Here is a 23,645-nt window from a genome sequence, read left to right on the forward strand (position 1 = left end):
GTAGACTGACTCGTCGGCTCTCGTGCACTCCCATGCCTGCATGGCGCACCGAGCCGATCAAGGTAGCCGATTCGAAAGGCGAAGCGTGGCCAAGAAGCAAGGTGCCATCGAAATCGAGGGCACCGTGATCGAGTCCCTCCCGAACGCGATGTTCAAGGTGGAACTCCAGAACGGTCACAAGGTCCTCGCGCACATCAGCGGCAAGATGCGTATGCACTACATCCGCATCCTCCCGGATGACCGGGTCGTTGTGGAGCTCTCTCCGTACGACCTGACGCGTGGCCGGATCGTCTACCGATACAAGTAGATCTTGCTCTCACTCCTGCCTGGGCATCCGTCCCGGTGCGGGTGGTGGCACTGACCCGGAGAACCTCACCAACATGAAGGTCAAGCCGAGCGTCAAGAAGATCTGCGACAAGTGCAAGGTGATCCGCCGTCACGGCCGGGTCATGGTCATCTGCGACAACCTGCGCCACAAGCAGCGCCAGGGCTGACGCACGCCGACCGACCTGCCTTCCGCAGTTCTTCGCGCGACGTAAGAAAACGTAATTACGCAGAACCCGCCCAGCCCTTCACGGGGCCGGCGGTACCTCCGGCGGGGGCCGGGGACCCGGACGTACCATCACCCACTTCAGGGTGGTCGGCGGTCGGGGTCGGTTCTGCTGAAGACCCCCGAACACACAGGAGCCATTGAATGGCACGCGTTTCCGGTGTTGACATCCCGCGCGAAAAGCGCGTGGAGATCGCACTCACCTACGTCTTCGGTGTCGGTCGCACCCGGTCCAAGGAGATCCTTGCGGCCACCGGTGTGAACCCGAACACCCGCGTTCGTGACCTGGCCGAAGAGGACCTGGTCAAGATCCGCGAGTACGTGGACGCCAACCTCCGCACCGAGGGTGACCTCCGCCGCGAGATCCAGGGCGACATCCGCCGCAAGATCGAGATCCAGTGCTACCAGGGCATCCGCCACCGTCGTGGCCTGCCGGTGCACGGTCAGCGCACCAGCACCAACGCGCGTACCCGCAAGGGCCCGCGTCGCGCGATCGCCGGTAAGAAGAAGCCGGGCAAGAAGTAGTCCTGTTCAGCGGTCTTGCGCTGTAGGACCGACCACCTCCCGTAGGAGATTTAGATGCCCCCCAAGGGTCGTCAGGGCGCTGCCAAGAAGGTGCGCCGCAAGGAAAAGAAGAACGTCGCTCACGGGCACGCCCACATCAAGAGCACGTTCAACAACACCATCGTTTCGATCACCGACCCCTCGGGCAACGTGATCTCCTGGGCCTCCGCCGGCCACGTCGGCTTCAAGGGCTCGCGCAAGTCCACCCCCTTCGCCGCGCAGATGGCTGCCGAGTCGGCCGCCCGTCGCGCGCAGGAGCACGGCATGCGCAAGGTTGACGTCTTCGTGAAGGGTCCGGGCTCCGGCCGCGAGACCGCGATCCGCTCCCTCCAGGCCACCGGCCTCGAGGTCGGCTCGATCCAGGACGTCACCCCCACCCCGCACAACGGCTGCCGCCCGCCGAAGCGCCGCCGCGTCTGACGCAGCGGACGCACCCGTGCGTTCTTGAGTGTCCGGGCGGTACGACCCCTTCTGGGGACGTACCGCCCGTACCCTTGCAGTAGCCGTACTTCTGGTACGGCATCCCGTCGGGCGTCAAATAGTGGGCGTCCACGAATGAAGGAACACAGACATGCTTATCGCTCAGCGTCCTTCGCTGACCGAAGAGGTCGTCGACGAGTACCGCTCGCGGTTCGTGATCGAGCCGCTGGAGCCGGGCTTCGGTTACACCCTCGGCAACTCCCTGCGCCGTACCCTCCTGTCCTCCATCCCGGGTGCCGCTGTCACCAGCATCCGCGTGGACGGCGTCCTGCACGAGTTCACCACCGTGCCGGGCGTCAAGGAAGACGTCACCGACATCATCCTCAACATCAAGCAGCTGGTCGTCTCCTCGGAGCACGACGAGCCGGTCGTGATGTACCTGCGCAAGCAGGGTCCCGGCCTGGTCACCGCTGCCGACATCGCGCCCCCGGCCGGTGTCGAGGTGCACAACCCGGACCTCGTCCTCGCCACGCTCAACGGCAAGGGCAAGCTGGAGATGGAGCTGACCGTCGAGCGCGGTCGCGGCTACGTCTCCGCCGTCCAGAACAAGCAGCTGGGCCAGGAGATCGGTCGCATCCCGATCGACTCCATCTACAGCCCGGTCCTCAAGGTCACCTACAAGGTCGAGGCGACCCGAGTCGAGCAGCGCACCGACTTCGACAAGCTGATCGTCGACGTCGAGACCAAGCAGGCCATGCGCCCGCGCGACGCCATGGCGTCCGCCGGTAAGACCCTGGTCGAGCTGTTCGGTCTGGCGCGCGAGCTCAACATCGACGCCGAGGGCATCGACATGGGCCCCTCGCCGACGGACGCGGCCCTGGCCGCCGACCTGGCGCTGCCGATCGAGGAGCTCGAGCTCACGGTCCGCTCGTACAACTGCCTCAAGCGCGAGGGCATCCACTCCGTGGGTGAGCTCGTCGCCCGCTCCGAGGCCGACCTGCTCGACATCCGCAACTTCGGTGCGAAGTCGATCGACGAGGTCAAGGCGAAGCTGGCCGGCATGGGCCTGGCCCTCAAGGACAGCCCGCCCGGATTCGACCCGACCGCCGCCGCCGACGCCTTCGGCGCCGACGACGACGCGGACGCCGGTTTCGTCGAGACCGAGCAGTACTGATCCACCCCGCCGCCGGCGGCCGGGGCCCACGGGCCCGGGCCGCCGGCCGGGTCTGGAACCCAAGAGACTTTCCCGCGGCATCCGCCTCGGGGGAACTGACACCGGTACCTGACACGGCCGGTGCAGATATGAAGGAGTAACACCATGCCGCGTCCCGCAAAGGGTGCCCGTCTGGGCGGCAGCGCCGCGCACGAGAAGCACCTCCTCGCGAACCTCGCGAAGTCGCTCTTCGAGCACGGCCGCATCACCACCACCGAGGCCAAGGCCCGTCGCCTGCGTCCCTACGCCGAGCGTCTGGTCACCAAGGCCAAGAAGGGCGACATCCACAACCGTCGCCTGGTGCTGCAGACGATCACGGACAAGAGCATCGTGCACACGCTCTTCACCGAGATCGCCCCGCGCTACGAGAACCGCCCCGGTGGTTACACGCGCATCACCAAGATCGGCAACCGTCGTGGCGACAACGCCCCGATGGCCGTGATCGAGCTGGTCGAGGCCCTTACGGTCGCCCAGCAGGCCACCGGTGAGGCCGAGGCCGCCACCAAGCGCGCGGTCAAGGAGGCGGAGGCCGTCGAGACCCCCGCCGAGGAGACCAAGGAGGCCTGATCCTCCGGGATCACGCTTGCTTGAACGGCTCTGAACGGGCCCGCCCCCTTCCGGGGCGGGCCCGTTCTGCTGTGCCTGGCGGAATCGGCTTTCTGAGAGGATCGGTCACGTGAGTGACGAGGTGGAGCCCGGGCACGTCCGGGTGCGGCTGGACCTGAGCTACGACGGCAAGGACTTCTCCGGCTGGGCGAAGCAGCGCGTGCTGCGGACCGTCCAGGGCGAGCTGGAGTCGGCCCTGCAGACCGTGATGCGGCTGTCCGGGCCGGTCGAGCTGACGGTGGCCGGACGGACCGACGCGGGGGTGCACGCCCGCGGACAGGTCGCCCAGTTCGACCTCGCCGAGGAGGTGTGGGCCGAGCACCACGACAAGCTGCTGCGCCGCCTCGCGGGCCGGCTGCCGCACGACGTACGGGTGTGGAAGGTCGCCGAGGCCCCGGAGGGCTTCAACGCGCGCTTCTCGGCCATCTGGCGGCGCTACGCGTACCGGGTGGGCGACCACCAGGGCGGCGTCGACCCGCTGCGCCGGGGGCACGTGCTGTGGCACCAGTGGCCGCTCGACGTGGACGCCATGAACGAGGCCGCCGCCGCGCTGCTCGGCGAGCACGACTTCGCCGCGTACTGCAAGAAGCGCGAGGGCGCCACGACCATCCGTACGCTCCAGCAGCTCAGCTGGGAGCGCGCCGAGGACGGGATCGTCACCGCGACCGTCCGCGCCGACGCCTTCTGCCACAACATGGTCCGCTCGCTGGTGGGCGCCATGCTGCACGTCGGGGACGGGCACCGGCCCACCGACTGGCCCGGCAAGGTGCTGGCGGCCGGCGTACGGGACTCCTCGGTGCACGTGGTCAAGCCGCACGGGCTGACCCTGGAGGAGGTCGGCTACCCGGCGGACGAGCTGCTGGCCGCCCGCAGCAAGGAAGCGCGCAACATGCGGACCCTGCCGGGCGCGGGCTGCTGCTAATCCGTTTGGGCGGATCGGCGCCGGACCTGGACAATGCCCGGCATGGGACATCTCGAAGCCAGCCACCTGGAGTACTACCTTCCCGACGGGCGGGTACTGCTCCCTGACGTCTCCTTCCGCGTGGGGGAGGGGTCGGTCGTCGCCCTCGTCGGGGCGAACGGGGCGGGCAAGACCACCCTGCTGAAGATGATCTCCGGCGAGCTCCAGCCGCACGGCGGCGGGATCACCGTCTCCGGCGGCCTCGGCGTGATGTCGCAGTTCGTGGGCTCCGTGCGGGACGAGACGACCGTACGGGACCTGCTGGTCTCGGTGGCCCAGCCGCGCATCCGGGAGGCCGCGAAGGCGGTGGACCGGGCCGAGGAGCTGATCCTCACCGTCGACGACGAGGCCGCGCAGATGGCCTACGCGCAGGCGCTGAGCGACTGGGCGGACGTCCAGGGGTACGAGGCGGAGACCCTCTGGGACGTCTGCACCATGGCCGCGCTGGCCATCCCGTACGACAGCGCGCAGTTCCGCGAGGTGCGCACGCTCTCGGGCGGTGAGCAGAAGCGGCTCGTGCTGGAGGCGCTGCTGCGCGGCCCCGACGAGGTGCTGCTGCTCGACGAGCCGGACAACTACCTCGACGTCCCGGGCAAGCGCTGGCTGGAGGACCAGCTGAAGGCCACCCGCAAGACGGTGCTCTTCGTCTCGCACGACCGGGAGCTCCTGACCCAGGCGGCCGAGAAGATCATCAGCCTGGAGGCGAGCCCGACGGGCTCCGACGTCTGGGTGCACGGCTCGGGCTTCGACACCTACCACGAGGCCCGCAAGGAGCGCTTCGCGCGCTTCGAGGAGCTCAAGCGGCGCTGGGACGAGGAGCACGCACGGCTGAAGGCCCTGGTGCTGCGGCTGCGCAATCAGGCCGCGAGCAGCCCCGACATGGCCTCGCGCTACCGGGCGATGCAGACCCGCTTCCAGAAGTTCGAGGAGGCCGGCCCGCCGCCGGAGCCGCCGCGGGAGCAGGACATCAAGATGCGGCTCAAGGGCGGGCGCACCGGCGTGCGCGCGCTGACCGTGGAGAACCTGGAGCTGACGGGCCTGATGAAGCCCTTCTCCCTGGAGGTCTTCTACGGGGAGCGGGTCGCGGTCCTCGGCTCCAACGGCTCGGGCAAGTCGCACTTCCTGCGGCTGCTGGCCGGCGAGGACGTCAAGCACACCGGCACCTGGAAGCTGGGCGCGAGGGTGGTTCCCGGCCATTTCGCGCAGACCCACGCGCACCCGGAGCTGTTCGGCCGGACCCTCGTCGACATCCTGTGGACCGAGGCGGCCAAGCCCCTGGGCCAGGCGATGGGCGCCCTGCGCCGCTACGAGCTGGAGCGGCAGGGCGACCAGCCCTTCGAGAAGCTCTCCGGCGGTCAGCAGGCACGTTTCCAGATCCTGCTGCTGGAGCTGGCGGGCACCACGGCGCTGCTGCTGGACGAGCCGACGGACAACCTGGACCTGGAGTCCGCGGAGGCCCTCCAGGAGGGTCTGGAGGCGTACGAGGGCACTGTGCTGTGCGTCACGCACGACCGGTGGTTCGCGCGCACATTTGACCGTTACCTGGTCTTCGGTTCGGACGGTGTTGTGCGGGAGACTCAGGAACCCGTCTGGGACGAACGTAGAGTCGAACGCAAGCGCTAGGGGGAGACCGTCACCCCCTCGGTGGAGTGAGGGGCAGGCGTCGTGGGGCTGCGGCCTAGCATCTGGCTGATGAAGTGGGAGAACCAGAGCGCCAGGAACCAGGGCGCGGGGGACCGGGGGGCCGGGGACCGGACCCCGGGGAGCCGGCTGGTCGACCGGCTGCTGCAGCCCGCCTCCCGGACCTGGCAGCTGGTCTCCCTCGCGGTGGTCCTCGGCATCGCCGTCTCCACGAGCCTGCGGGCGAACTGGGGCTCCGACAACGCCTTCGTGGTCAAGGCCGCGGAGACGCTGCTGGCGGGCGGGTCCCCGTACGAGGACAAGCGCTTCCTCTACCTTCCCAGTGCCGTGATCATGGCGGTGCCGGAGGCGCTGCTGCCGCGCGAGGTGCTGCGGTGGCTGCTGCCGGTCGGGATGTCCGGGTTGCTGGGCGTGGGCTGGCTGGCCGCGCTGCGGCTGTTCTCGGTGCCGCTGCGCTCGCGCTTCGCGGTCGGCGGGTTCGCGCTGTTCGCCCTCGCCTACAAGCCGTACGCGAACCTCGTGCTTATCGGGAACTGGACCGCCATCTCGGCGGCCGCACTGCCGGTGGCGCTGCTGCTCGCGCACCGGCGCTCGTGGGGTTCGGCCGGGCTGGTGGTGGGGCTCGCGATCGCGTGCAAGCCGATGCTGGTGCCGCTCGGACTGCTGTTCCTGGTGGCCCGGCGGTGGCGGGGGCTGGCCGCGGCGGTGCTGGTGCCGCTGCTGTTCTCGCTGGCCGGTGCGCTGATGATGCCGAGCCCGTCGCTGTTCTTCACCAAGACCCTGCCGTTCCTGCTCAAGGGGCAGGACGCGTACGCGCTGCCCTGGGACGCCTCGCCGATCGCGGTGCTGCCGCGGCTGGGGGTGCCGGAGCCGCTGGCGGTGCTGGTCGCGTTCGCGGGTGCCGGTGCGGCCCTGTGGGCGGCCTGGGTGCGGTGGCGGCGGGACGACGCCGACCGGGGCGAGCTGCGCCTGGCGGAGACGGCCTGCATGGTGATGCTCGCCGCATTCCTGGTGTCGCGGCCGTCCTTCGACCACTACCTGCTGGTGGTCCTGCCGCTGCTGATCGCCTCGGCGGTCCGGCCGGGCTCGGTGGCGCGTTCCCCCTGGTTCTGGGTGGCTCTGGGGCCCCAGGTGGCGGGCATCCCGTGGCCGTCCGAGCTGGAGGCCAAGCGGCGGGCTTTCAAGGACTGCGCCACGCTGTGCGGGCTCACGATCCTGCTGGCGCGTCGTGCGCTGCGCTCCGGGCGGGTTACTCTTGCACCTGTAACAACTGCGGGGTCCCTACCCAGGACCGAACCGGAGTGCGCCGCGACGCCAGCAGAATCGGCATCGCGGACCGCGTTTTGACCCGAATGGGTCCTCTTGGGTACTCTGCTGGTTTGTTATGCGTATTGGCTTTCTCATTCTCACGTGAAAGGGCCTTGCGCCGGTCCACCGGACCGATGACCAGCAGTTCACGCGGGTTGCGTCCCCGTTGTGAACGAGGGCTGTCGTGATCGTCCGTGGTGACCCTGTCAGGACCTTCCCGTGGGGCTTGCGCCCTTGGGATACCACCACTGAAGAAGCGAAGGCATACGCGTGCGTACGTTCAGCCCCAAGCCCGGCGACATCTCGCGCCAGTGGCTCGTCATCGACGCCCAGGACGTTGTCCTCGGCCGTCTGGCGACCCAGGCCGCTGCCCTCCTGCGGGGTAAGCACAAGCCGACCTACGCCCCCCACATGGACATGGGCGACTTCGTCATCATCGTCAACGCCGACAAGGTTCACCTGTCCGGCAACAAGGCGACCCAGAAGATGGCGTACCGCCACTCGGGTTACCCGGGTGGTCTCCGCTCGGTCCGTTACGACGACCTCCTGGCGAACAACCCGGAGAAGGCCGTCGAGAAGGCCATCAAGGGCATGCTCCCCAAGAACACCCTGGGCCGTCAGATGCTCTCGAAGCTGAAGGTCTACTCGGGCGACCAGCACCCCCACGCTGCCCAGCAGCCGGTGCCGTTCGAGATCACCCAGGTCGCGCAGTAGTTCCGGCCACCCCCTAAGACGTAGAAAATTCTGAGGAGCATCGTGGCCGAGACCACCGCCGAGACGACCCCCGTCGACGAGTTCGAGGGCAACGTCGAGGAGTACACCACCGAGACCGCGGACGTCGTCGAGGGCGACTACACGTCCGAGTCCCTTGCCGGTCGCTTCGGCGACCCCCAGCCGGCTGCCGGCCTGGGCCGTCGCAAGAACGCCATTGCCCGCGTCCGGATCGTTCCGGGCACCGGCAAGTGGAAGATCAACGGTCGCACCCTTGAGGACTACTTCCCCAACAAGGTGCACCAGCAGGAAGTCAACGAGCCCTTCAAGCTCCTCGAGCTCGACGGCCGTTACGACGTCATCGCCCGCATCTCGGGTGGCGGCGTCTCCGGTCAGGCCGGCGCCCTGCGCCTCGGCGTGGCCCGTGCGCTGAACGAGGCGGATGTCGACAACAACCGTCCGGCGCTGAAGAAGGCCGGCTTCCTCTCCCGCGACGACCGTGCGGTCGAGCGCAAGAAGGCCGGTCTCAAGAAGGCCCGTAAGGCTCCGCAGTACAGCAAGCGTTAATCTGCGCCTGCTGTTCTGCAACGTAACCGCCCCGGCAGCACTCTCTGTGCTGTCGGGGCGGTTCGTTTACCGCCACAAGCGGCAAATACCTGTCACAAGCGGTCATACGCGAAGCGGAAACTCGGGAGGACAACAGTGGGACGACTCTTCGGGACGGACGGTGTACGCGGCGTTGCCAACGCGGATCTGACGGCGGAGCTCGCGCTCGGCCTCTCCGTGGCGGCTGCCCACGTACTGGCCGAGGCGGGCACCTTCGAAGGCCACCGGGCGACCGCCGTGGTCGGCCGGGATCCCCGCGCCTCCGGCGAATTCCTTGAGGCGGCGGTCGTGGCCGGCCTCGCGAGCGCGGGCGTGGACGTCCTGCGCGTCGGTGTGCTGCCCACCCCGGCGGTGGCGTATCTCACCGGTGCGCTGGGCGCCGACCTCGGCGTGATGCTCTCCGCCAGCCACAACGCCATGCCCGACAACGGCATCAAGTTCTTCGCGCGCGGCGGCCACAAGCTCGCCGACGAGCTGGAGGACCGCATCGAGTCGACCTACGAGCAGCACCGCACCGGCGCGCCCTGGGACCGGCCCACCGGCTCCGGCGTCGGCCGCGTCTCGGACTACACCGAGGGCTTCGACAAGTACGTCGCCCACCTCATCGGGGTCCTCCCGAACCGCCTCGAAGGCCTGAAGGTCGTCCTGGACGAAGCGCACGGCGCGGCCGCGTACGTCTCGCCCGAGGCCTTCGCGCGGGCCGGCGCGGAGATCATCACGATCGGTGCCGAGCCCAACGGCCTCAACATCAACGAGGGCTGCGGCTCCACCCACCTCGGCCTGCTCAAGGCTGCCGTGGTCGAGCACGGCGCCGACTTCGGCATCGCGCACGACGGCGACGCGGACCGCTGCCTGGCCGTGGACGGCTCCGGCGCGGAGGTCGACGGGGACCAGATCCTCGCGGTGCTGGCGCTGGCCATGCGCGAGGCCGGCCAGCTGCGCGAGAACACCGTGGTCGGCACCGTCATGTCCAACCTGGGCTTCAAGCTGGCCATGGAGGGCGAGGGCATCCAGGTCGTGCAGACCGGTGTCGGCGACCGGTACGTGCTGGAGTCGATGAAGGAGCACGGCTACGCGCTCGGCGGCGAGCAGTCCGGCCACGTGATCATCCTCGACCACGCGACCACCGGGGACGGCACGCTGACCGGCCTGCTGCTGGCGGCGCGCGTCGCGGCCACCGGCAAGTCCCTCGCCGAGCTGGCGGGCGTCATGCAGCGGCTGCCGCAGGTGCTGATCAACGTTCCCGACGTGGACAAGTCCCGCGTCACCACCTCCGCCGAGCTGGCCGCGGCCGTCGGCGATGCCGAGCGCGAGCTGGGCACCACCGGGCGGGTGCTGCTGCGTCCGTCCGGCACGGAGCCGCTCGTACGGGTGATGGTCGAGGCCGCCGACATCGAGCAGGCCCGCTCGGTCGCCGGCCGGCTCGCGGACGTCGTGAAGTCCGCGCTCGGCTAGAACGCCCTCGTTCAGACGCTGCCCGGCCCGTGTGGCGCACCCGGTTTCCGGATCATCCGGCCCTCCTGGGTGCGCCACAGCAGTTTCCAGCAGATCAGCGTGAGCGTCCCGGCCAGGATGATGCCGCCGAGGTTCAGCGCCAGCTGCACGGCCGAGCCCCACATCTGGGAGAAGTCGCCGTAGCTGAGGGCCACCGCGGCGTTCGCGCCCGCCGGCACGGTGGTGACGGAGATCGCCACGCCCACCAGCGCACCGGCCTTCGCCGAGGTCAGCGACAGCATGCCGGCCACACCGGCGAGCAGCGCGACGACGAAGGAGAACGGGTCCGGCTGCCAGATGAAGCTGGTGTTCGGCCGGGGGTTCTCCAGCATCCCCTCGTGGAACAGCCCGAGCGCGTTCATCCCCAGACTGAAGACCGTCGTCGCCACGATCGCCGCGGTGAAGCCGACGAACAGAGCGAAGAGCGAGCGGCCGGCCAGCTTGTGACGGCGCTGCACCAGGCCGGTGCAGATACCGGCGAGCGGGCCGAATTCCGGGCCGACCGCCATGGCGCCCACGATCAGGATCGCGTTGTCCAGGACCACGCCGCAGGCCGCGATCATCGTCGCCACGATCATGAAGGCGGCGTAGGTGATCGTGAGGGTGGACTCCTCGTGCGTCGACTCGGCGAGCTGCTCCCAGACCACCGCGTCGGCGGCCTCGCCCGGCGCTTCCTCCTCGGCGTCGTCGGCGCGCCTGGAGATCGACAGGTCGATGTTCTCCACGGCGATCGAACCGGTCTCGTCGATGCCGAGGTGGCGCATCGCCTGCAGGAGCTCGTCCGCCGCCTCGCGGGCGACGTCGCACAGCACGAGATCGCCCTCGGGGTCGCGGGCGGCGCCGGTCAGGACGACCAGGTGCGTGGTTCCGACCGTCCGGTCGATCAGCGCCACGACCTGCTCGGTGAGGTGGTGCGGGGTGATCATCCGCAGATGCAGCATTTCCGCACCCTAGCGACTGAGGGCTAGAGCTTGCGGAGGCTCAGCTTCTGGACCTTGTGGTCGGGTCCCTTGCGGACGACGAGGGTGGCCCGGCCGCGGGTGGGCGCCACGTTCTCCAGCAGGTTGGGCCGGTTGATGGTCCGCCACATCGTCTGCGCGTACTCCATGGCCTCCTCCTCGGAGACCTGGGTGTACTTGCGGAAGTACGAGAAGGGGTTCTGGAAGGCGGTCGCCCGCAGCTTCCGGAAGCGGCCCAGGTACCAGCGCTCGATGTCCTCGGGGCGCGCGTCCACGTACACGCTGAAGTCGAAGTAGTCGGCGAGGGCCACGCGGGTGCGGCCGTCCGTGCCGGGAAGGGCCGGCTGGAGCACGTTGAGGCCCTCGACGATGAGGATGTCCGGGCGGCGGACGACGAGCTCCTCGCCGGGCACGATGTCGTAGATCAGGTGCGAGTAGACCGGGGCCCGCACCTCGTCCTTGCCGGCCTTGATGTCGGCGACGAAACGGGTGAGCGCGCGGCGGTCGTAGGACTCCGGGAAACCCTTGCGCGAGGTGAGGCCGCGCCGCTGGAGCTCCTTCATCGGGTACAGGAACCCGTCGGTGGTGACCAGCTCCACGCGCGGGTGCTCGGGCCAGCGGGCGAGCAGGGCCTGGAGCAGGCGGGCCACGGTGGACTTGCCGACGGCGACCGAACCGGCGACCCCTATGACGAAGGGGGTGCCCTGCTGGGCGCCGTGCCCGTTGCCCGCGTCACCGAGGAAGGTGTTGAGGGTGCCGCGGAGGTTGCTGGTGGCGCCCACGTAGAGGTTGAGGAGCCGGGAGAGCGGCAGGTAGACGTCGCGGACCTCGTCGAGGTCGATGACGTCACCGAGGCCGCGCAGCCGCTCCACCTCGTCGGCGGTCAGCGGCAGCGGGGTCCGCTCGCGCAGGGCGCTCCACTCGGCGCGCGTGAGGTCGAGGTACGGCGAGGCCTCGGGGCCCCGGCGGTGCGCGGGGCGCGTCGGGTGCCCGTCGCGGCCGGTGCGCGCCGTTGCGTCGTCCGGCGTGTTGCTTCGTGGCGGCGAAGTGATCACACCGCCATTGTCGGGGCTCCGGGGCCGTTGTGGGTGGTGTGGTCGGTCACGTGTGCAACGGGGGTGCGGGGGCGGGTACCGGAGCCCGGTGAGGGCGAGTACCGGACAGGGCGGGCCGGATGGGGCGTGGTTGTACGCCGGGTGGTTTCGGTTGGAAATGCTTGGGGTCTCGTCCGGGTCACGATTGTCCGCGATCGTCGCCCCGGGGCACGGGGTGATCGACGGCCCCGTACATTGTTGATCACCGCAGTCATGCCCACGCCCCGCTTCGGGGGCGTCGCTTCGGGCTGCCCTGTCGCTGTCGTAACTCCATGGGGGAGATCTTTCGTGCGTAACGCTCTTGTCCGTCGTACCGTCCTTGCCGCTTCCGCGGTGTCCCTGGTCCTGCTGGCCACCGCCTGCGGCGGCGAGAAGGCCGACACCAAGGCCGACTCCAAGCCGTCCGGGGCGGCGGCGACGTCGGCCGCCCCGGCCGCCAAGGCGAAGACGACCGCCGAGCTGACCGCTGCGCTCGTGGTCCAGGCCGACCTGCCGAACCACGTGGTCAAGCCGGCCACCCCGGCCGAGATCGCCGCCGCGGGCGCTGCCAAGAGCGACAAGGCGGAGTGCCAGCCGCTGGTCTCCGCGCAGTCGATGAACGCGGTCGGCACCGCCGCGGGCACGGCCGGCACCAAGGCCGTCGCCAAGGGCAAGGAGCCCGCCGCCGACGCCAGCCCGGAGGAGAAGCTCAAGGCCGGTCTGGACGCCCTGAGCGGCACCGCCACCTCGGTCTCCCTCCACTCGTACGAGGGCAAGGGCGCCGCGGAGGCCTTCGCCTCCCTCAAGACGGCGGGCACGGCCTGCGCCGGCGGCTACACGGGTACCCAGGCGGGCGACTCGCTCAAGATCACGAAGGTGGCCCCGGGTGCCGCCGTGACCGCGGGCGACGAGGCCCTCGCCTACACCGTGACGGGTGACGCCGACGGCTCGCCGGTGAGCATGGAGCTCGTGGTCGTGCGCAAGGGCAGCACCCTGGCGACCTTCTCGGCCCTGAGCCTGGCCGGCGTCGCCGAGCAGCCGAAGGACGTCGTCGACGCCCAGGTCAAGAAGCTCGGCTGACCCCTTCCCCACCACTGAGCGTCAACCCCGTTCCGGCACGTTCGCCGGAGCGGGGTTTTCGTCTTGTTCGGCTACGGGGCAGCGGGCCAACTACGGCGTACGCTGCGGCCTATGTGCGGAATTGTGGGTTACGTGGGAGCGCAGTCGGCGCTCGATGTGGTCATCGCCGGACTCAAGCGGCTGGAGTACCGCGGCTACGACTCGGCCGGGGTCGCCGTGCTCGCGGACGGCAGCCTGGCGGCCGTCAAGAAGGCGGGCAAACTCGTCAATCTGGAGAAGGAGCTGGTCGGGCACCCGCTGCCGTCCGGCTCCACGGGGCTCGGGCACACCCGGTGGGCGACCCACGGCGGGCCCACCGACGCGAACGCCCACCCGCACCTCGACAATTCGGGGCGCGTGGCCGTCGTGCACAACGGCATCATCGAGAACTTCGCCGCGCTGCGGGCCGAGCTGGCCGAGCGCGGACACCGGCTGGAGTCCGAGACCGACACCGAGGTCGTCGCGCACCTGCTGGCGGAGCAGTTCTCGGCCACCGGCGATCTCGCGGAGGCGATGCGGCAGGTGTGCCGGCGGCTGGAGGGCGCGTTCACCCTGGTCGCCGTGCACGCGGACGAGCCCGACGTGGTGGTCGGCGCGCGCCGGAACTCCCCCCTGGTGGTGGGCGTTGGAGAGGGTGAGAACTTCCTCGCCTCGGACGTGGCCGCGTTCATCGCCCACACGCGGTCCGCGATCGAGCTGGGGCAGGACCAGGTCGTCGAGCTCCGCCGCGAGGGCGTCTCGGTGACCGACTTCGACGGCTCGCCCGCGACCGTGCGGGCCTACCACGTGGACTGGGACGCCTCGGCGGCCGAGAAGGGGGGTTATGACTACTTCATGCTCAAGGAGATCGCCGAGCAGCCGAAGGCCGTCGCCGACACCCTCCTGGGCAGGATCGACGCGAGCGGCTCGCTGACCCTGGACGAGGTGCGCATCCCCGTCTCGGTGCTCAGGGAGGTCGACAAGGTCGTGATCGTGGCGTGCGGTACGGCGTACCACGCGGGCATGATCGCGAAGCTGGCCATCGAGCACTGGACCCGCATCCCGTGCGAGACGGAGCTGGCGAGCGAGTTCCGCTACCGCGACCCGATCCTGGACCAGCGCACGCTCGTGGTCGCGATCTCGCAGTCCGGCGAGACCATGGACACCCTGATGGCGCTGCGCCACGCGCGCGAGCAGGGCGCCAAGGTGCTGGCCATCTGCAACACGAACGGGTCGACGATCCCGCGCGAATCGGATGCGGTGCTCTACACGCACGCGGGTCCCGAGGTGGCCGTCGCCTCGACCAAGGCCTTCCTGACGCAGCTGGTCGCCTGCTACCTCGTCGCGCTGTACCTCGGGCAGGTCCGGGGCACGAAGTGGGGCGACGAGATCGAGGCCGTCATCCGGGAGCTGTCGGACATCGCCGCGGCGGTGGACACCGTACTGGAGACCATGGAGCCGGTACGGGAGCTCGCGCGCTCCCTCGCCGACAAGAACACCGTGCTGTTCCTCGGGCGGCACGTCGGCTACCCGGTGGCCCTGGAGGGCGCGCTCAAGCTCAAGGAGCTGGCCTACATGCACGCCGAGGGATTCGCGGCGGGCGAGCTCAAGCACGGGCCGATCGCCCTGATCGAGAAGGACCTGCCGGTGGTGGTGGTCGTCCCGTCGCCGCGCGGCCGGTCGGTGCTCCACGACAAGATCGTGTCGAACATCCAGGAGATCCGGGCACGCGGGGCGCGGACCATCGTGATCGCCGAGGAGGGCGACGAGGCGGTCGTCCCGTACGCCGACCACCTGATCCGGATCCCGGCGACGCCGACCCTGCTCCAGCCGCTGGTGGCGACGGTGCCGCTGCAGGTCTTCGCGTGCGAGCTGGCCACGGCGCGCGGCAACGAGGTGGACCAGCCGCGTAACCTCGCCAAGTCGGTGACCGTGGAGTAGTAGTCGGCCAGTGGAGTTGTCGTTGTGATTATCGGCGTCGGGATCGACGTAGCGGAGATCGAGCGGTTCGGAGCGGCGCTGGAGCGCACCCCGAACCTGGCCGGGCGGCTCTTCGTCGACGCCGAGTTGACGCTGCCGAGCGGCGAGCGGCGCGGGACCGCCTCGCTCGCCGCACGGTTCGCCGCCAAGGAGGCCCTGGCCAAGGCGCTGGGCGCGCCCGGCGGCCTGCTGTGGACCGACGCCGAGGTGTACGTCGAGGACAGCGGGCAGCCACGGCTGCGCGTGTCCGGGACGGTCGAGGCGCGGGCCTTGGCCATGGGTGTGAAGTCCTGGCACATCTCGCTCAGCCACGACGCGGGAGTCGCCTCCGCCGTGGTGATCGCAGAGGGTTAGGGGGCAGTCCGTGCGAACTGCTTACAGCGTGGAGACCGTACGGGCCGCCGAGCGGGAACTGATGGCCCGGCTGCCCGAGGGCGCCCTGATGCAGCGGGCCGCGGCGGGCCTCGCCGCCGCGTGCGCGGGGCTGCTGCGCAGCGGCCGCGGCGGGGTGTACGGGGCCCGGGTCGTGCTGCTCGTCGGCCCGGGGGACAACGGTGGCGACGCGCTGTACGCGGGCGCCCGGCTGGCGCGGCGCGGGGCCGGGGTGACGGCGGTGCCGATGGACCCCGAGCGGCTGCACGCCGGCGGGCTGGCCGCGCTGCGGGCCGCCGGGGGGAACCTCGCGCGATCCGTCCCGCAGCGGGCGGACCTCGTACTGGACGGACTGCTCGGGATCGGCGGGCGCGGCGGGCTGCGCCCGGCGGCCGCGGCGCTGGTGGAGCGGATCCCGCCGGGGGTCCCCGTGGTCGCGGTGGACCTGCCCAGCGGGGTGGACGCGGACACCGGGGAGGTGGCGGGTCCGGCCGTCACGGCCGATGTGACGGTGACCTTCGGGGCGTACAAGCCCGGCCTGCTGATCGACCCCGGGGCCTCGCGGGCGGGCGCGGTGCACCTGGTGGACATCGGGCTGGAGCTGCCCGCCCCGGAGGTGGAGGCGCTGCAGCACGCGGACGTGGCGGGGCTGCTGCCGGAGCCGACGGCGTCGAGCGACAAGTACCGGCGGGGCGTGGTCGGGATCGCCGCCGGGTCCGCGCAGTACCCGGGCGCGGCGGTGCTGGCCGTGGCGGGCGCGCTTCGGGGCGGTGCGGGGGCGGTGCGGTACGTCGGCCCGGCGGCGGAGGCGGTGCTCGCCCGCTACCCGGAGACGCTGATCGGGCCCGGCCGGGTCCAGGCGTGGGTGGTCGGCCCCGGGATCGGGGAGGGCCGCGCCGGGGAGGTCGCGGAGCTGCTCGCGGGCGACACGGCGGTACTGGTCGATGCGGACGGGCTGCGCGGCCTGGACGCGGGGGCGCTGCGGGCCCGGACGGCCCCGACCCTGCTGACCCCGCACGCGGGGGAGGCGGCGGCGCTGCTGGGGGTGTCGCGGGAGTCGGTCGAGGCGGGACGGCTGGACGCGGTACGGACGCTGGCGCAGCGGTACGGGGCGGCGGTGCTGCTCAAGGGCTCGACGACGCTCGTCGCCTCCGGCGGGGACGCCGTCGTCCGGGTGAACCCGACGGGAACCCCGTGGCTGGCCACCGCCGGCAGCGGGGACGTGCTGTCCGGGCTGGCCGGGTCCCTGCTGGCGGGCGGGCTGTCCGGGGCGGACGCGGGCGCGGTGGGCGCGTACCTCCACGGCCTGGCGGCCCGGCGCGCCGGCGGGCCCCTGCTGGCCCACCAGGTGGCCGAGGCCCTCCCGGGAGCCTGGCGCGACGCCCGCCACCCCTGACCGTGCCGCCGCCCGTCCGGGGCTCCGCCCCCGGGCCCCGGCGGCGCGCGCGGCCGCTCGTAGCGGAAGCTCAGTGGCCAGTTGGGCCAGCCCCCGCAGGGACCGGCGGGGGTTCTGAGAGACTGTGGGCGATGAACGAGACAGCGACGCGCGTGTACGCCGAGATCGATCTTGACGCTGTACGGGAGAACGTGCGCGCCCTGCGCGAGCGGGCGCCCCGGGCCGAGCTGATGGCCGTCGTCAAGGCGAATGCCTACGGGCACGGGGCCCTGGAGTGCGCCAAGGCAGCCCAGGAGGCCGGTGCCACCTGGCTCGGGACGGCCACCCCCGACGAGGCCCTCGCCCTGCGCGCCGCCGGGATCCAGGGACGCCTGATGTGCTGGCTCTGGACCCCGGGCGGGCCCTGGCGGGAGGCCGTCGAGGCCGATATCGACGTCGCCGTCAGCGGAATGTGGGCCCTCGACGAGGTGCGGGAGGCCGCCCGCGCGGCCGGCCGCACCGCGCGCATCCAGCTCAAGGCGGACACCGGCCTCGGCCGCAACGGCTGCCAGCCCGCCGACTGGGAGGCGCTGGTCGGGGCGGCCGTCGCCGCCCAGGCCGAGGGGACCGTCCAGGTCACCGGTGTCTGGTCGCACTTCGCCTGCGCCGACGAGCCCGGGCACCCCTCGATCCAGCTCCAGCTGGCCGCCTTCCGCGAGATGCTCGCGTACGCCGAGAAGGAGGGCGTCGAGCCCGAGGTCCGGCACATCGCGAACTCGCCGGCCACCCTCACCCTGCCCGAGTCCCACTTCGACCTGGTGCGCTGCGGGCTGGCCGTCTACGGGGTCTCGCCCGCGCCCGAGCTCGGCACCCCGGCCCAGCTGGGCCTGCGGCCCGCGATGACCCTCAAGGCCTCCCTCGCCCTGGTCAAGACCGTCCCCGCCGGCCACGGCGTGAGCTACGGCCACCACTACGTCACCGACACCGAGACCAACCTCGCGCTGGTCCCGGCGGGCTACGCCGACGGCATTCCGCGGCAGGCCTCCGGCCTCGGCCCGGTGCTCGTCGGCGGCAGGATCCGCCAGGTCGCCGGGCGCATCGCGATGGACCAGTTCGTGGTCGACTTGGACGGAGACCACGCCCGCGCCGGTGACGAGGCCGTCATCTTCGGGGACGCGGAGCGCGGTGAACCCACCGCCGAGGACTGGGCCCGGGCGGCAGGCACGATCGGGTATGAGATCGTCACCCGTATCGGTGGACGTGTGCCCCGGGTGTACCTGGGCGGCTGAGCGGAGTGAGGACGGCGGCGTGAGCGAGAACTGGCGCAAGGCCGGCTGGGCCGGCGCCGCCATCGGCGTGATAGCCGCGGGCGCGGCGGCCGGTGTCGCGGTCGAACGGATCACCGTCGGGCGCGGCATGCGGATGAAGGCACGCCTCGCACTCGACGCGGCCGGGGACTACGGGTCCCTGCGCGGTGCCGAGGGGATCTGCCGGGCCGAGGACGCCACCGAGCTGTACTACGAGGTCGACGAGCTCCCCGAGGACGGCAAGCGGCGCCGGCTGCGCCGCAAGCCCGAACCCCGGGCCACCGTCGTCTTCTGCCACGGCTACTGCCTCGGCCAGGACTCCTGGCACTTCCAGCGCGCCGCCCTGCGCGGTGTCGTCCGCGCGGTCTACTGGGACCAGCGCAGCCACGGCCGCAGCGCCCGCGGCCTCGCCCAGGCGGACGGCGAACCGCTGAGCATGGACCAGCTCGGCCGGGACCTCAAGGCCGTCATCGACGCCGCCGCCCCCGAGGGGCCGCTGATCCTCGTGGGTCACTCGATGGGCGGAATGACCATCATGGGATTCGCCGAGCAGTACCCCGAGATCGTGCGCGAGCGCGTCGTCGGCGTGGCCCTGGTCGGAACCTCCAGCGGCCGCCTCGGCGAGGTGACGTACGGGCTCCCCGCCGCCGGTATGGGCGCCGTCCGCCGGCTGCTGCCCGGCGTGCTCAAGGCGCTCGGCTCGCAGGTGGAGCTGGTGGAGAAGGGCCGCCGGGCCACCGCGGACCTGTTCGCCGGCATGATCAAGATGTACTCGTTCGGCTCCCGGGACGTGGATCCGGGCGTCGCGCGGTTCGCGGAGCGGCTGATCGAGGCCACGCCCATCGACGTGGTCGCCGAGTTCTACCCGGCCTTCCAGACCCACGACAAGACCGCCGCGCTCCAGCTGTTCGCGGACCTGCCGGTCACCGTCATCGCCGGGGACAAGGACATGATCACCCCGGCCGCGCACAGCGTCGCCATCAAGGAGGCGCTGCCCGGCGCCGACCTCGTGGTCCTGGAGTCCACCGGGCACCTGATGATGCTGGAACGCCCGGAAACCGTGACGCGTCTGCTCACCGAGCTGCTGGCGCGCACCGGGGCGGCCGCGGTCCCCGCAGCGACTAACGTTGGCGGGCATGGAAGAAGTACCGCTGGAAGCACAGCGCAGCCAGGCGCCGGCAGCTGAGGCCGGGGCCGGCTCCGAGACCCGGATCACCATCGATTCCCCGGACGCGATGCAGGAATTGGGCCGCAGGATCGCCGCCCTGCTGCGCCCCGGCGACCTCGTCCTGCTGACCGGCGAGCTGGGGGCGGGCAAGACCACGCTCACCCGCGGCCTCGGCGAGGGCCTGGGCGTGCGCGGGGCCGTGACCTCACCGACCTTCGTGATCGCCCGCGTGCACCCCTCGCTGACCGGTGGGCCGGCGCTGGTGCACGTGGACGCGTACCGGCTGGGCGGCGGGCTGGACGAGATGGAGGACCTGGACCTCGACGTCTCGCTGCCCGAGTCCGTGGTCGTCGTGGAGTGGGGCGACGGCAAGGTGGAGGAGCTCTCCGACGACCGGCTGCACGTGGTGATCGCACGCGCGGTCGGCCACGAGGAGGTCCTGGACGACGTACGGGAGGTCGCGGTGCGCGGGGTCGGGGCGCGCTGGGGCGCCGGTGCCGGGCTGGGTGCCCTGGCGGGCGCTCTCTCGGAGTAAACGTACCGACAACTCGTCGGCAAGATATTGCGCTGTCGGCAGCGCTCGTGGTGACATGGTACCGAGAGTTTCTTAGGTATGCCTAAGTACGGTGTCCCGGGTCCAGGAGGCAGCCATGTCGGCACCAGCAGGAGCACATCGCGAACCCCGCCCGTCCGCCGTCTCCATGTGGACGCTCCTCGCCGCCGGCGCGGCCGCCAGCGCCGTCTCCACGCCACCCGCACGGGAGTACGCCACGGGCACGGGCGGGCCGGTGGACCCCGCACACGAAGAGGCCGCTCCGGAATCCGAAGCGGCCTGAGGGGTGTCTTGCGCTCACCCGGTCGGGTGAAGAGCGGGGGATCCGTCAGGGAGGGCGGGGGCCAGTCAGGGAACGACGACGACCTTCGAGGCGATCGTCGCGAAGGCCCACATCGCGTCGCCGTCGGCGCGGCTCATACGGATGCCGCCGGTCTTCTTGTTCGGGTCGGGCTCCGGCAGCGCGCCGTCCGTGCGGGCGCTGAAACCGACCGCCACGCCCTCCGCGGTGGCGAACCGGACGACGTGCTCGATCGGCACCCCGTCCGAGCCGGTGACCGCACCGGAGCGCGAACCGACCGTGTAGGTGCCCGACTTCGGATGCACCGTGCTCGGCACCACCGTGAACGACTTCGGCGGCTGCGCGGGGTCGCCCACCAGCCACACCCGCTTCTGGCCCACCGAATACACGACGCGCACCCCCGTGCCGGAACCCTCGGGCACGGCAACCGGCTTCGACGGGTCCTGCTTGGCGGCCTGGCTCGCGGCGGGGGCGGGTTCCTGCACGGCCGCCTTCGGGGGCTGCGCGGGCGCCGTGGCGGAGGCCTGGTAGCCGAGGAAGCCGACGACGGCCACTGCCGCGGCCGTGAGCCCGGCCACGATTCCCGAGCTGCTGCGTGCCACCTTGCTCCACCTCTCCGCGCCGACTGGTACCACGTCCGGTACCCCGGTCGAAAGGTAGCAGCCACCCTGCTCCGAGACCGGCCGCAAGGGGTGCGGCCGCCGGAGTCGTAGGCTGTTCGCGTGCTCTTGCTCGCCGTAGATACCGCCACGCCCGCCGTCACCGTCGCCCTGCACGACGGTGAGTCCGTCGTCGCCGAGTCGAACCAGGTCGACGCCCGCCGCCACGGGGAGCTGCTGCTGCCCTCCGTGGACAAGGTCCTCGCCGAGGCCGGGGTCACGCTCGAAGCCGTCACCGGCGTCGTCGTCGGCGTCGGCCCCGGCCCCTACACCGGGCTGCGCGTCGGCCTCGTCACCGCCTCCACCTTCGCCGCGGTGCTGGGCGTGCCCGTGCACGGCCTGTGCACGCTCGACGGCCTCGCCTACGCCGCGGGCGCCGCCGGGATCGAGGGCCCCTTCACCGTCGCCACCGACGCACGGCGCAAGGAGGTCTACTGGGCCCGGTACGAGGACCCGCGCACCCGCGTCGGCGAGCCCGCCGTGGACCGCCCGGCCGACATCGCCGAACAGGTCGCCGGCCTGCCCGCCGTGGGCCAGGGCGCGCACCTCTACCCCGAGGTGTTCCCCGACGCGCGGGCCCCCGAGCACCAGTCGGCCGCCGCGCTGGCCTCCCTGGCCGCGGAACGGCTCGCGGCGGGCCTGGAGTTCCTGCCCCCGACCCCGCTCTACCTGCGCCGGCCCGACGCGCAGGTACCCAAGAACTACAAGGTGGTCACCCCGCAGTGATGCCGGCGACCCCCCACACCGTGCGCGAGATGCGCTGGTGGGACATCGGGCCCGTGCTGGAACTGGAGCACGAGCTGTTCCCCGAGGACGCCTGGTCCGCCGGGATGTTCTGGTCCGAACTCGCCCACGCCCGCGGCCCGCAGGCCACGCGCCGCTACGTCGTCGCCGAGGACGCGGCGGGCCGCCTGGTGGGCTACGCCGGACTGGCCGCCGCCGGCGACCTGGCCGACGTACAGACCATCGCGGCCGCCCGCGACCAGTGGGGGACCGGGCTCGGCGCCCGGCTCCTGACCGACCTGCTGCGCGCCGCCACCGCGTTCGAGTGCGCCGAGGTGCTGCTGGAGGTACGGGTCGACAACACCCGCGCCCAGAAGCTCTACGAGCGCTTCGGCTTCGAGCCCATCGGCTTCCGGCGCGGCTATTACCAGCCCGGCAACGTCGACGCGCTCGTCATGCGACTGACCGACCCCGCACAAGCACGAACTGAGAGCAGTGAGAGCAATGGCTGACGAACCGCTCGTCCTCGGCATCGAGACCTCCTGCGACGAGACCGGCGTCGGCGTCGTCCGCGGCACCACCCTGCTCGCGGACGCGATCGCGTCGAGCGTCGACGAGCACGCCCGATTCGGCGGCGTCGTGCCCGAGGTGGCCTCGCGGGCCCACCTGGAGGCGATGGTCCCCACCATCGAACGCGCCCTGAAGGAGGCCGGGGTCAGCGCCCGCGACCTCGACGGCATCGCGGTCACCGCGGGTCCCGGGCTCGCGGGCGCGCTGCTCGTGGGCGTCTCGGCGGCCAAGGCCTACGCGTACGCGCTCGGCAAGCCGCTGTACGGCGTGAACCACCTGGCCTCCCACATCTGCGTGGACCAGCTGGAGCACGGTCCGCTGCCGGAGCCGACGATGGCCCTGCTGGTCTCCGGCGGGCACTCCTCGCTGCTGCTGGCCCCGGACATCACCTCCGACGTACGGCCGCTCGGCGCGACCATCGACGACGCGGCGGGCGAGGCCTTCGACAAGATCGCGCGCGTGCTTCAGCTGGGCTTCCCCGGCGGTCCGGTCATCGACCGGCTCGCGCGCGAGGGCGACCCGAAGGCGATCAACTTCCCGCGCGGGCTCACCGGCCCGCGCGACGCCGCGTACGACTTCTCCTTCTCCGGGCTGAAGACGGCCGTCGCCCGCTGGATCGAGGCGAAGCGGAAGGCGGGCGAGGAGGTGCCGGTGCGCGATGTGGCGGCGTCCTTCCAGGAGGCCGTGGTGGACGTGCTGACGCGCAAGGCGATCCGCGCCTGCAAGGACGAGGGCGTCGACCACCTGATGATCGGCGGCGGCGTCGCGGCCAACTCCCGGCTGCGCTCGCTGGCGCAGGAGCGGTGCGACGACGCGGGGATCATCCTGCGGGTGCCGCGGCCGAAGCTGTGCACGGACAACGGCGCGATGGTGGCGGCCCTGGGCGCGGAGATGGTCAAGCGGAACCGGCCGGCCTCGGACTGGGACCTGTCGGCGGACTCCTCGCTGCCGGTGACGGACCCGCACGTGCCGGGGACCGCGCACGAGCACGGGAGCGGGAGCGGGCACAGCCACGGCCACGGCCACGATCACGACCACGTGCACGAGCTGAGCAAGGACAACCTGTACTCGTGAGCACCGTCGCGCTGATGTGGGAGGCCCGGGCCGCCGACGGCCGGGGCAACGAGCTGCTGGAGTGGGCCCGCGCCCAGGTCCTCGCCCGGGAGCCGGTGCGCCGCGAGGTGTTCCGGGCACCGCAGGACCGGGTACTCGTGATCACCTGGTGGGAGGCCGCCGAGGGAGTGGCGGCCGACCTCCCCGAACTGCCCGAGCCCGCGGCCGACCTGATCACGCGGGCGGTGCACCGCTGGCGGTTCGAGTCGGTGGAGGTCGACGGGGGCTGACCGACCCCTCCGGTGGCCGCGCGCCGCCGCACGGCGAGCCCCCGGCCCGGGCGCGGCTCGGGGCGGCGGCCCGCACGGGCCGGCCCGTAG

At 71.5% G+C, this 23,645-nt stretch carries 27 protein-coding genes; 24 read left to right on the plus strand and 3 right to left on the minus strand.

Features of this window, described 5'->3' with window-relative positions; genetic code table 11:
* Positions 1–85: 85 nt before the first annotated feature.
* The 12 genes from infA (at position 86) to glmM (ending at position 10,035) form a co-directional block, all read left to right on the plus strand.
* Positions 86–307, plus strand: coding sequence for a translation initiation factor IF-1 (gene infA / locus OG444_RS23290; protein ID WP_003956442.1), 222 nt, complete (start codon positions 86–88; stop codon positions 305–307).
* A 73-nt stretch (positions 308–380) separates the two neighbouring features.
* The gene (gene rpmJ, locus OG444_RS23295) at positions 381–494 is read left to right on the plus strand and encodes a 50S ribosomal protein L36 (protein WP_003956441.1); all 114 of its coding nucleotides are present in this window, start codon (positions 381–383) and stop codon (positions 492–494) included.
* Positions 495–694: 200 nt separating this feature from the next.
* Complete coding sequence (gene rpsM, locus OG444_RS23300; RefSeq protein WP_069921529.1) at positions 695–1,075, plus strand: 30S ribosomal protein S13; 381 nt, start codon at positions 695–697, stop codon at positions 1,073–1,075.
* 54 nt (positions 1,076–1,129) lie between these two features.
* Entirely contained in the window at positions 1,130–1,534 is a 405-nt protein-coding gene (gene rpsK / locus OG444_RS23305; RefSeq protein WP_003956432.1) for a 30S ribosomal protein S11, read from the plus strand.
* A 151-nt stretch (positions 1,535–1,685) separates the two neighbouring features.
* On the plus strand, positions 1,686–2,708 hold the full coding sequence (locus OG444_RS23310; RefSeq protein WP_008739666.1) for a DNA-directed RNA polymerase subunit alpha: 1,023 nt from the start codon (positions 1,686–1,688) through the stop codon (positions 2,706–2,708).
* Positions 2,709–2,852: 144 nt separating this feature from the next.
* On the plus strand, positions 2,853–3,314 hold the full coding sequence (rplQ, locus tag OG444_RS23315; protein WP_030008477.1) for a 50S ribosomal protein L17: 462 nt from the start codon (positions 2,853–2,855) through the stop codon (positions 3,312–3,314).
* Positions 3,315–3,423: 109 nt separating this feature from the next.
* Positions 3,424–4,275, plus strand: a complete 852-nt coding sequence (gene truA / locus OG444_RS23320; RefSeq protein ID WP_327263993.1) for a tRNA pseudouridine(38-40) synthase TruA — start codon at positions 3,424–3,426, stop codon at positions 4,273–4,275.
* Positions 4,276–4,308: 33 nt separating this feature from the next.
* Positions 4,309–5,937: an ABC-F family ATP-binding cassette domain-containing protein gene (locus OG444_RS23325; protein ID WP_327263994.1), complete on the plus strand. Its 1,629-nt coding sequence runs from the start codon at positions 4,309–4,311 to the stop codon at positions 5,935–5,937.
* A 69-nt stretch (positions 5,938–6,006) separates the two neighbouring features.
* Entirely contained in the window at positions 6,007–7,302 is a 1,296-nt protein-coding gene (locus OG444_RS23330; protein ID WP_327263995.1) for a glycosyltransferase family 87 protein, read from the plus strand.
* Between the two features lie 231 nt (positions 7,303–7,533).
* A complete protein-coding gene (gene rplM, locus OG444_RS23335) occupies positions 7,534–7,977 on the plus strand; it encodes a 50S ribosomal protein L13 (protein WP_073912858.1) in 444 nt (147 codons plus the stop codon).
* 42 nt (positions 7,978–8,019) lie between these two features.
* Positions 8,020–8,541: a 30S ribosomal protein S9 gene (gene rpsI, locus OG444_RS23340; protein WP_327263996.1), complete on the plus strand. Its 522-nt coding sequence runs from the start codon at positions 8,020–8,022 to the stop codon at positions 8,539–8,541.
* A gap of 135 nt (positions 8,542–8,676) precedes the next feature.
* On the plus strand, positions 8,677–10,035 hold the full coding sequence (gene glmM / locus OG444_RS23345) for a phosphoglucosamine mutase (RefSeq protein ID WP_327263997.1): 1,359 nt from the start codon (positions 8,677–8,679) through the stop codon (positions 10,033–10,035).
* Between the two features lie 11 nt (positions 10,036–10,046).
* Here the strand turns inward: glmM and OG444_RS23350 are convergent, their stop codons facing one another.
* Together OG444_RS23350 and coaA are read right to left on the minus strand one after the other, a co-directional pair.
* Complete coding sequence (locus tag OG444_RS23350; RefSeq protein WP_327263998.1) at positions 10,047–11,015, minus strand: DUF389 domain-containing protein; 969 nt, start codon at positions 11,013–11,015, stop codon at positions 10,047–10,049.
* Positions 11,016–11,038: 23 nt separating this feature from the next.
* The gene (coaA, locus tag OG444_RS23355) at positions 11,039–12,088 is read right to left on the minus strand and encodes a type I pantothenate kinase (RefSeq protein WP_327263999.1); all 1,050 of its coding nucleotides are present in this window, start codon (positions 12,086–12,088) and stop codon (positions 11,039–11,041) included.
* Positions 12,089–12,415: 327 nt separating this feature from the next.
* Between coaA and OG444_RS23360 the strand changes: the two genes are divergently transcribed.
* From OG444_RS23360 to OG444_RS23395, 8 genes are all read left to right on the plus strand, one after another.
* Positions 12,416–13,186 carry a hypothetical protein gene (locus tag OG444_RS23360; protein ID WP_327264000.1) on the plus strand — a complete coding sequence of 257 codons (771 nt, stop codon included), beginning with the start codon at positions 12,416–12,418 and terminating at the stop codon, positions 13,184–13,186.
* A gap of 111 nt (positions 13,187–13,297) precedes the next feature.
* Positions 13,298–15,145: a glutamine--fructose-6-phosphate transaminase (isomerizing) gene (gene glmS, locus OG444_RS23365; RefSeq protein ID WP_327264001.1), complete on the plus strand. Its 1,848-nt coding sequence runs from the start codon at positions 13,298–13,300 to the stop codon at positions 15,143–15,145.
* Positions 15,146–15,169: 24 nt separating this feature from the next.
* Positions 15,170–15,538, plus strand: a complete 369-nt coding sequence (locus OG444_RS23370; RefSeq protein WP_327264002.1) for a holo-ACP synthase — start codon at positions 15,170–15,172, stop codon at positions 15,536–15,538.
* Positions 15,539–15,548: 10 nt separating this feature from the next.
* Positions 15,549–16,952: an NAD(P)H-hydrate epimerase gene (locus OG444_RS23375; protein ID WP_327264003.1), complete on the plus strand. Its 1,404-nt coding sequence runs from the start codon at positions 15,549–15,551 to the stop codon at positions 16,950–16,952.
* A 131-nt stretch (positions 16,953–17,083) separates the two neighbouring features.
* The gene (alr, locus tag OG444_RS23380; RefSeq protein WP_327264004.1) at positions 17,084–18,220 is read left to right on the plus strand and encodes an alanine racemase; all 1,137 of its coding nucleotides are present in this window, start codon (positions 17,084–17,086) and stop codon (positions 18,218–18,220) included.
* On the plus strand, positions 18,165–19,424 hold the full coding sequence (locus tag OG444_RS23385; protein WP_401272606.1) for an alpha/beta fold hydrolase: 1,260 nt from the start codon (positions 18,165–18,167) through the stop codon (positions 19,422–19,424). The genes alr and OG444_RS23385 overlap by 56 nt, the downstream gene beginning before the upstream one ends.
* Positions 19,375–19,941, plus strand: a complete 567-nt coding sequence (gene tsaE, locus OG444_RS23390) for a tRNA (adenosine(37)-N6)-threonylcarbamoyltransferase complex ATPase subunit type 1 TsaE (RefSeq protein WP_327264006.1) — start codon at positions 19,375–19,377, stop codon at positions 19,939–19,941. Before OG444_RS23385 ends, tsaE begins: the two co-directional genes overlap by 50 nt.
* Positions 19,942–20,056: 115 nt before the next feature.
* Entirely contained in the window at positions 20,057–20,242 is a 186-nt protein-coding gene (locus tag OG444_RS23395; protein WP_327264007.1) for a hypothetical protein, read from the plus strand.
* 65 nt (positions 20,243–20,307) lie between these two features.
* On the opposite strand, the gene OG444_RS23400 is transcribed toward OG444_RS23395, so the two are convergent.
* On the minus strand, positions 20,308–20,862 hold the full coding sequence (locus OG444_RS23400; RefSeq protein ID WP_327264008.1) for a hypothetical protein: 555 nt from the start codon (positions 20,860–20,862) through the stop codon (positions 20,308–20,310).
* Between the two features lie 120 nt (positions 20,863–20,982).
* Between OG444_RS23400 and tsaB the strand changes: the two genes are divergently transcribed.
* Genes tsaB through OG444_RS23420 form a run of 4 tightly spaced genes read left to right on the plus strand, consistent with a single transcriptional unit; the run spans position 20,983 to position 23,555 of the window.
* Complete coding sequence (gene tsaB, locus OG444_RS23405; RefSeq protein WP_327264009.1) at positions 20,983–21,645, plus strand: tRNA (adenosine(37)-N6)-threonylcarbamoyltransferase complex dimerization subunit type 1 TsaB; 663 nt, start codon at positions 20,983–20,985, stop codon at positions 21,643–21,645.
* Positions 21,645–22,154, plus strand: coding sequence for a ribosomal protein S18-alanine N-acetyltransferase (gene rimI / locus OG444_RS23410; protein WP_327264010.1), 510 nt, complete (start codon positions 21,645–21,647; stop codon positions 22,152–22,154). Before tsaB ends, rimI begins: the two co-directional genes overlap by 1 nt.
* A complete protein-coding gene (gene tsaD, locus OG444_RS23415) occupies positions 22,147–23,286 on the plus strand; it encodes a tRNA (adenosine(37)-N6)-threonylcarbamoyltransferase complex transferase subunit TsaD (protein WP_327264011.1) in 1,140 nt (379 codons plus the stop codon). The genes rimI and tsaD overlap by 8 nt, the downstream gene beginning before the upstream one ends.
* A complete protein-coding gene (locus OG444_RS23420; RefSeq protein WP_030725866.1) occupies positions 23,283–23,555 on the plus strand; it encodes a hypothetical protein in 273 nt (90 codons plus the stop codon). Before tsaD ends, OG444_RS23420 begins: the two co-directional genes overlap by 4 nt.
* Positions 23,556–23,645: the final 90 nt, after the last annotated feature.

This window comes from Streptomyces sp. NBC_01232 (assembly GCF_035989885.1).
GTDB lineage: Bacteria > Actinomycetota > Actinomycetes > Streptomycetales > Streptomycetaceae > Streptomyces.

Bases quoted from the DNA above. Each gene is read 5' to 3' on its own strand.
- rpmJ (WP_003956441.1), top strand. From the start codon at position 381: ATGAAGGTCAAGCCGAGCGTCAAGAAGATCTGCGACAAGTGCAAGGTG.
- rpsM (WP_069921529.1), top strand. From the start codon at position 695: ATGGCACGCGTTTCCGGTGTTGACATCCCGCGCGAAAAGCGCGTGGAG.
- rpsK (WP_003956432.1), top strand. From the start codon at position 1,130: ATGCCCCCCAAGGGTCGTCAGGGCGCTGCCAAGAAGGTGCGCCGCAAG.
- OG444_RS23310 (WP_008739666.1), top strand. From the start codon at position 1,686: ATGCTTATCGCTCAGCGTCCTTCGCTGACCGAAGAGGTCGTCGACGAG.
- rplQ (WP_030008477.1), top strand. From the start codon at position 2,853: ATGCCGCGTCCCGCAAAGGGTGCCCGTCTGGGCGGCAGCGCCGCGCAC.
- OG444_RS23325 (WP_327263994.1), top strand. From the start codon at position 4,309: ATGCCCGGCATGGGACATCTCGAAGCCAGCCACCTGGAGTACTACCTT.
- OG444_RS23330 (WP_327263995.1), top strand. From the start codon at position 6,007: ATGAAGTGGGAGAACCAGAGCGCCAGGAACCAGGGCGCGGGGGACCGG.
- OG444_RS23350 (WP_327263998.1), bottom strand. From the start codon at position 11,015: ATGCTGCATCTGCGGATGATCACCCCGCACCACCTCACCGAGCAGGTC.
- glmS (WP_327264001.1), top strand. From the start codon at position 13,298: ATGTGCGGAATTGTGGGTTACGTGGGAGCGCAGTCGGCGCTCGATGTG.
- alr (WP_327264004.1), top strand. From the start codon at position 17,084: ATGAACGAGACAGCGACGCGCGTGTACGCCGAGATCGATCTTGACGCT.
- OG444_RS23385 (WP_401272606.1), top strand. From the start codon at position 18,165: ATGAGATCGTCACCCGTATCGGTGGACGTGTGCCCCGGGTGTACCTGG.
- tsaE (WP_327264006.1), top strand. From the start codon at position 19,375: ATGGAAGAAGTACCGCTGGAAGCACAGCGCAGCCAGGCGCCGGCAGCT.
- OG444_RS23395 (WP_327264007.1), top strand. From the start codon at position 20,057: ATGTCGGCACCAGCAGGAGCACATCGCGAACCCCGCCCGTCCGCCGTC.
- rimI (WP_327264010.1), top strand. From the start codon at position 21,645: ATGCCGGCGACCCCCCACACCGTGCGCGAGATGCGCTGGTGGGACATC.
- tsaD (WP_327264011.1), top strand. From the start codon at position 22,147: ATGGCTGACGAACCGCTCGTCCTCGGCATCGAGACCTCCTGCGACGAG.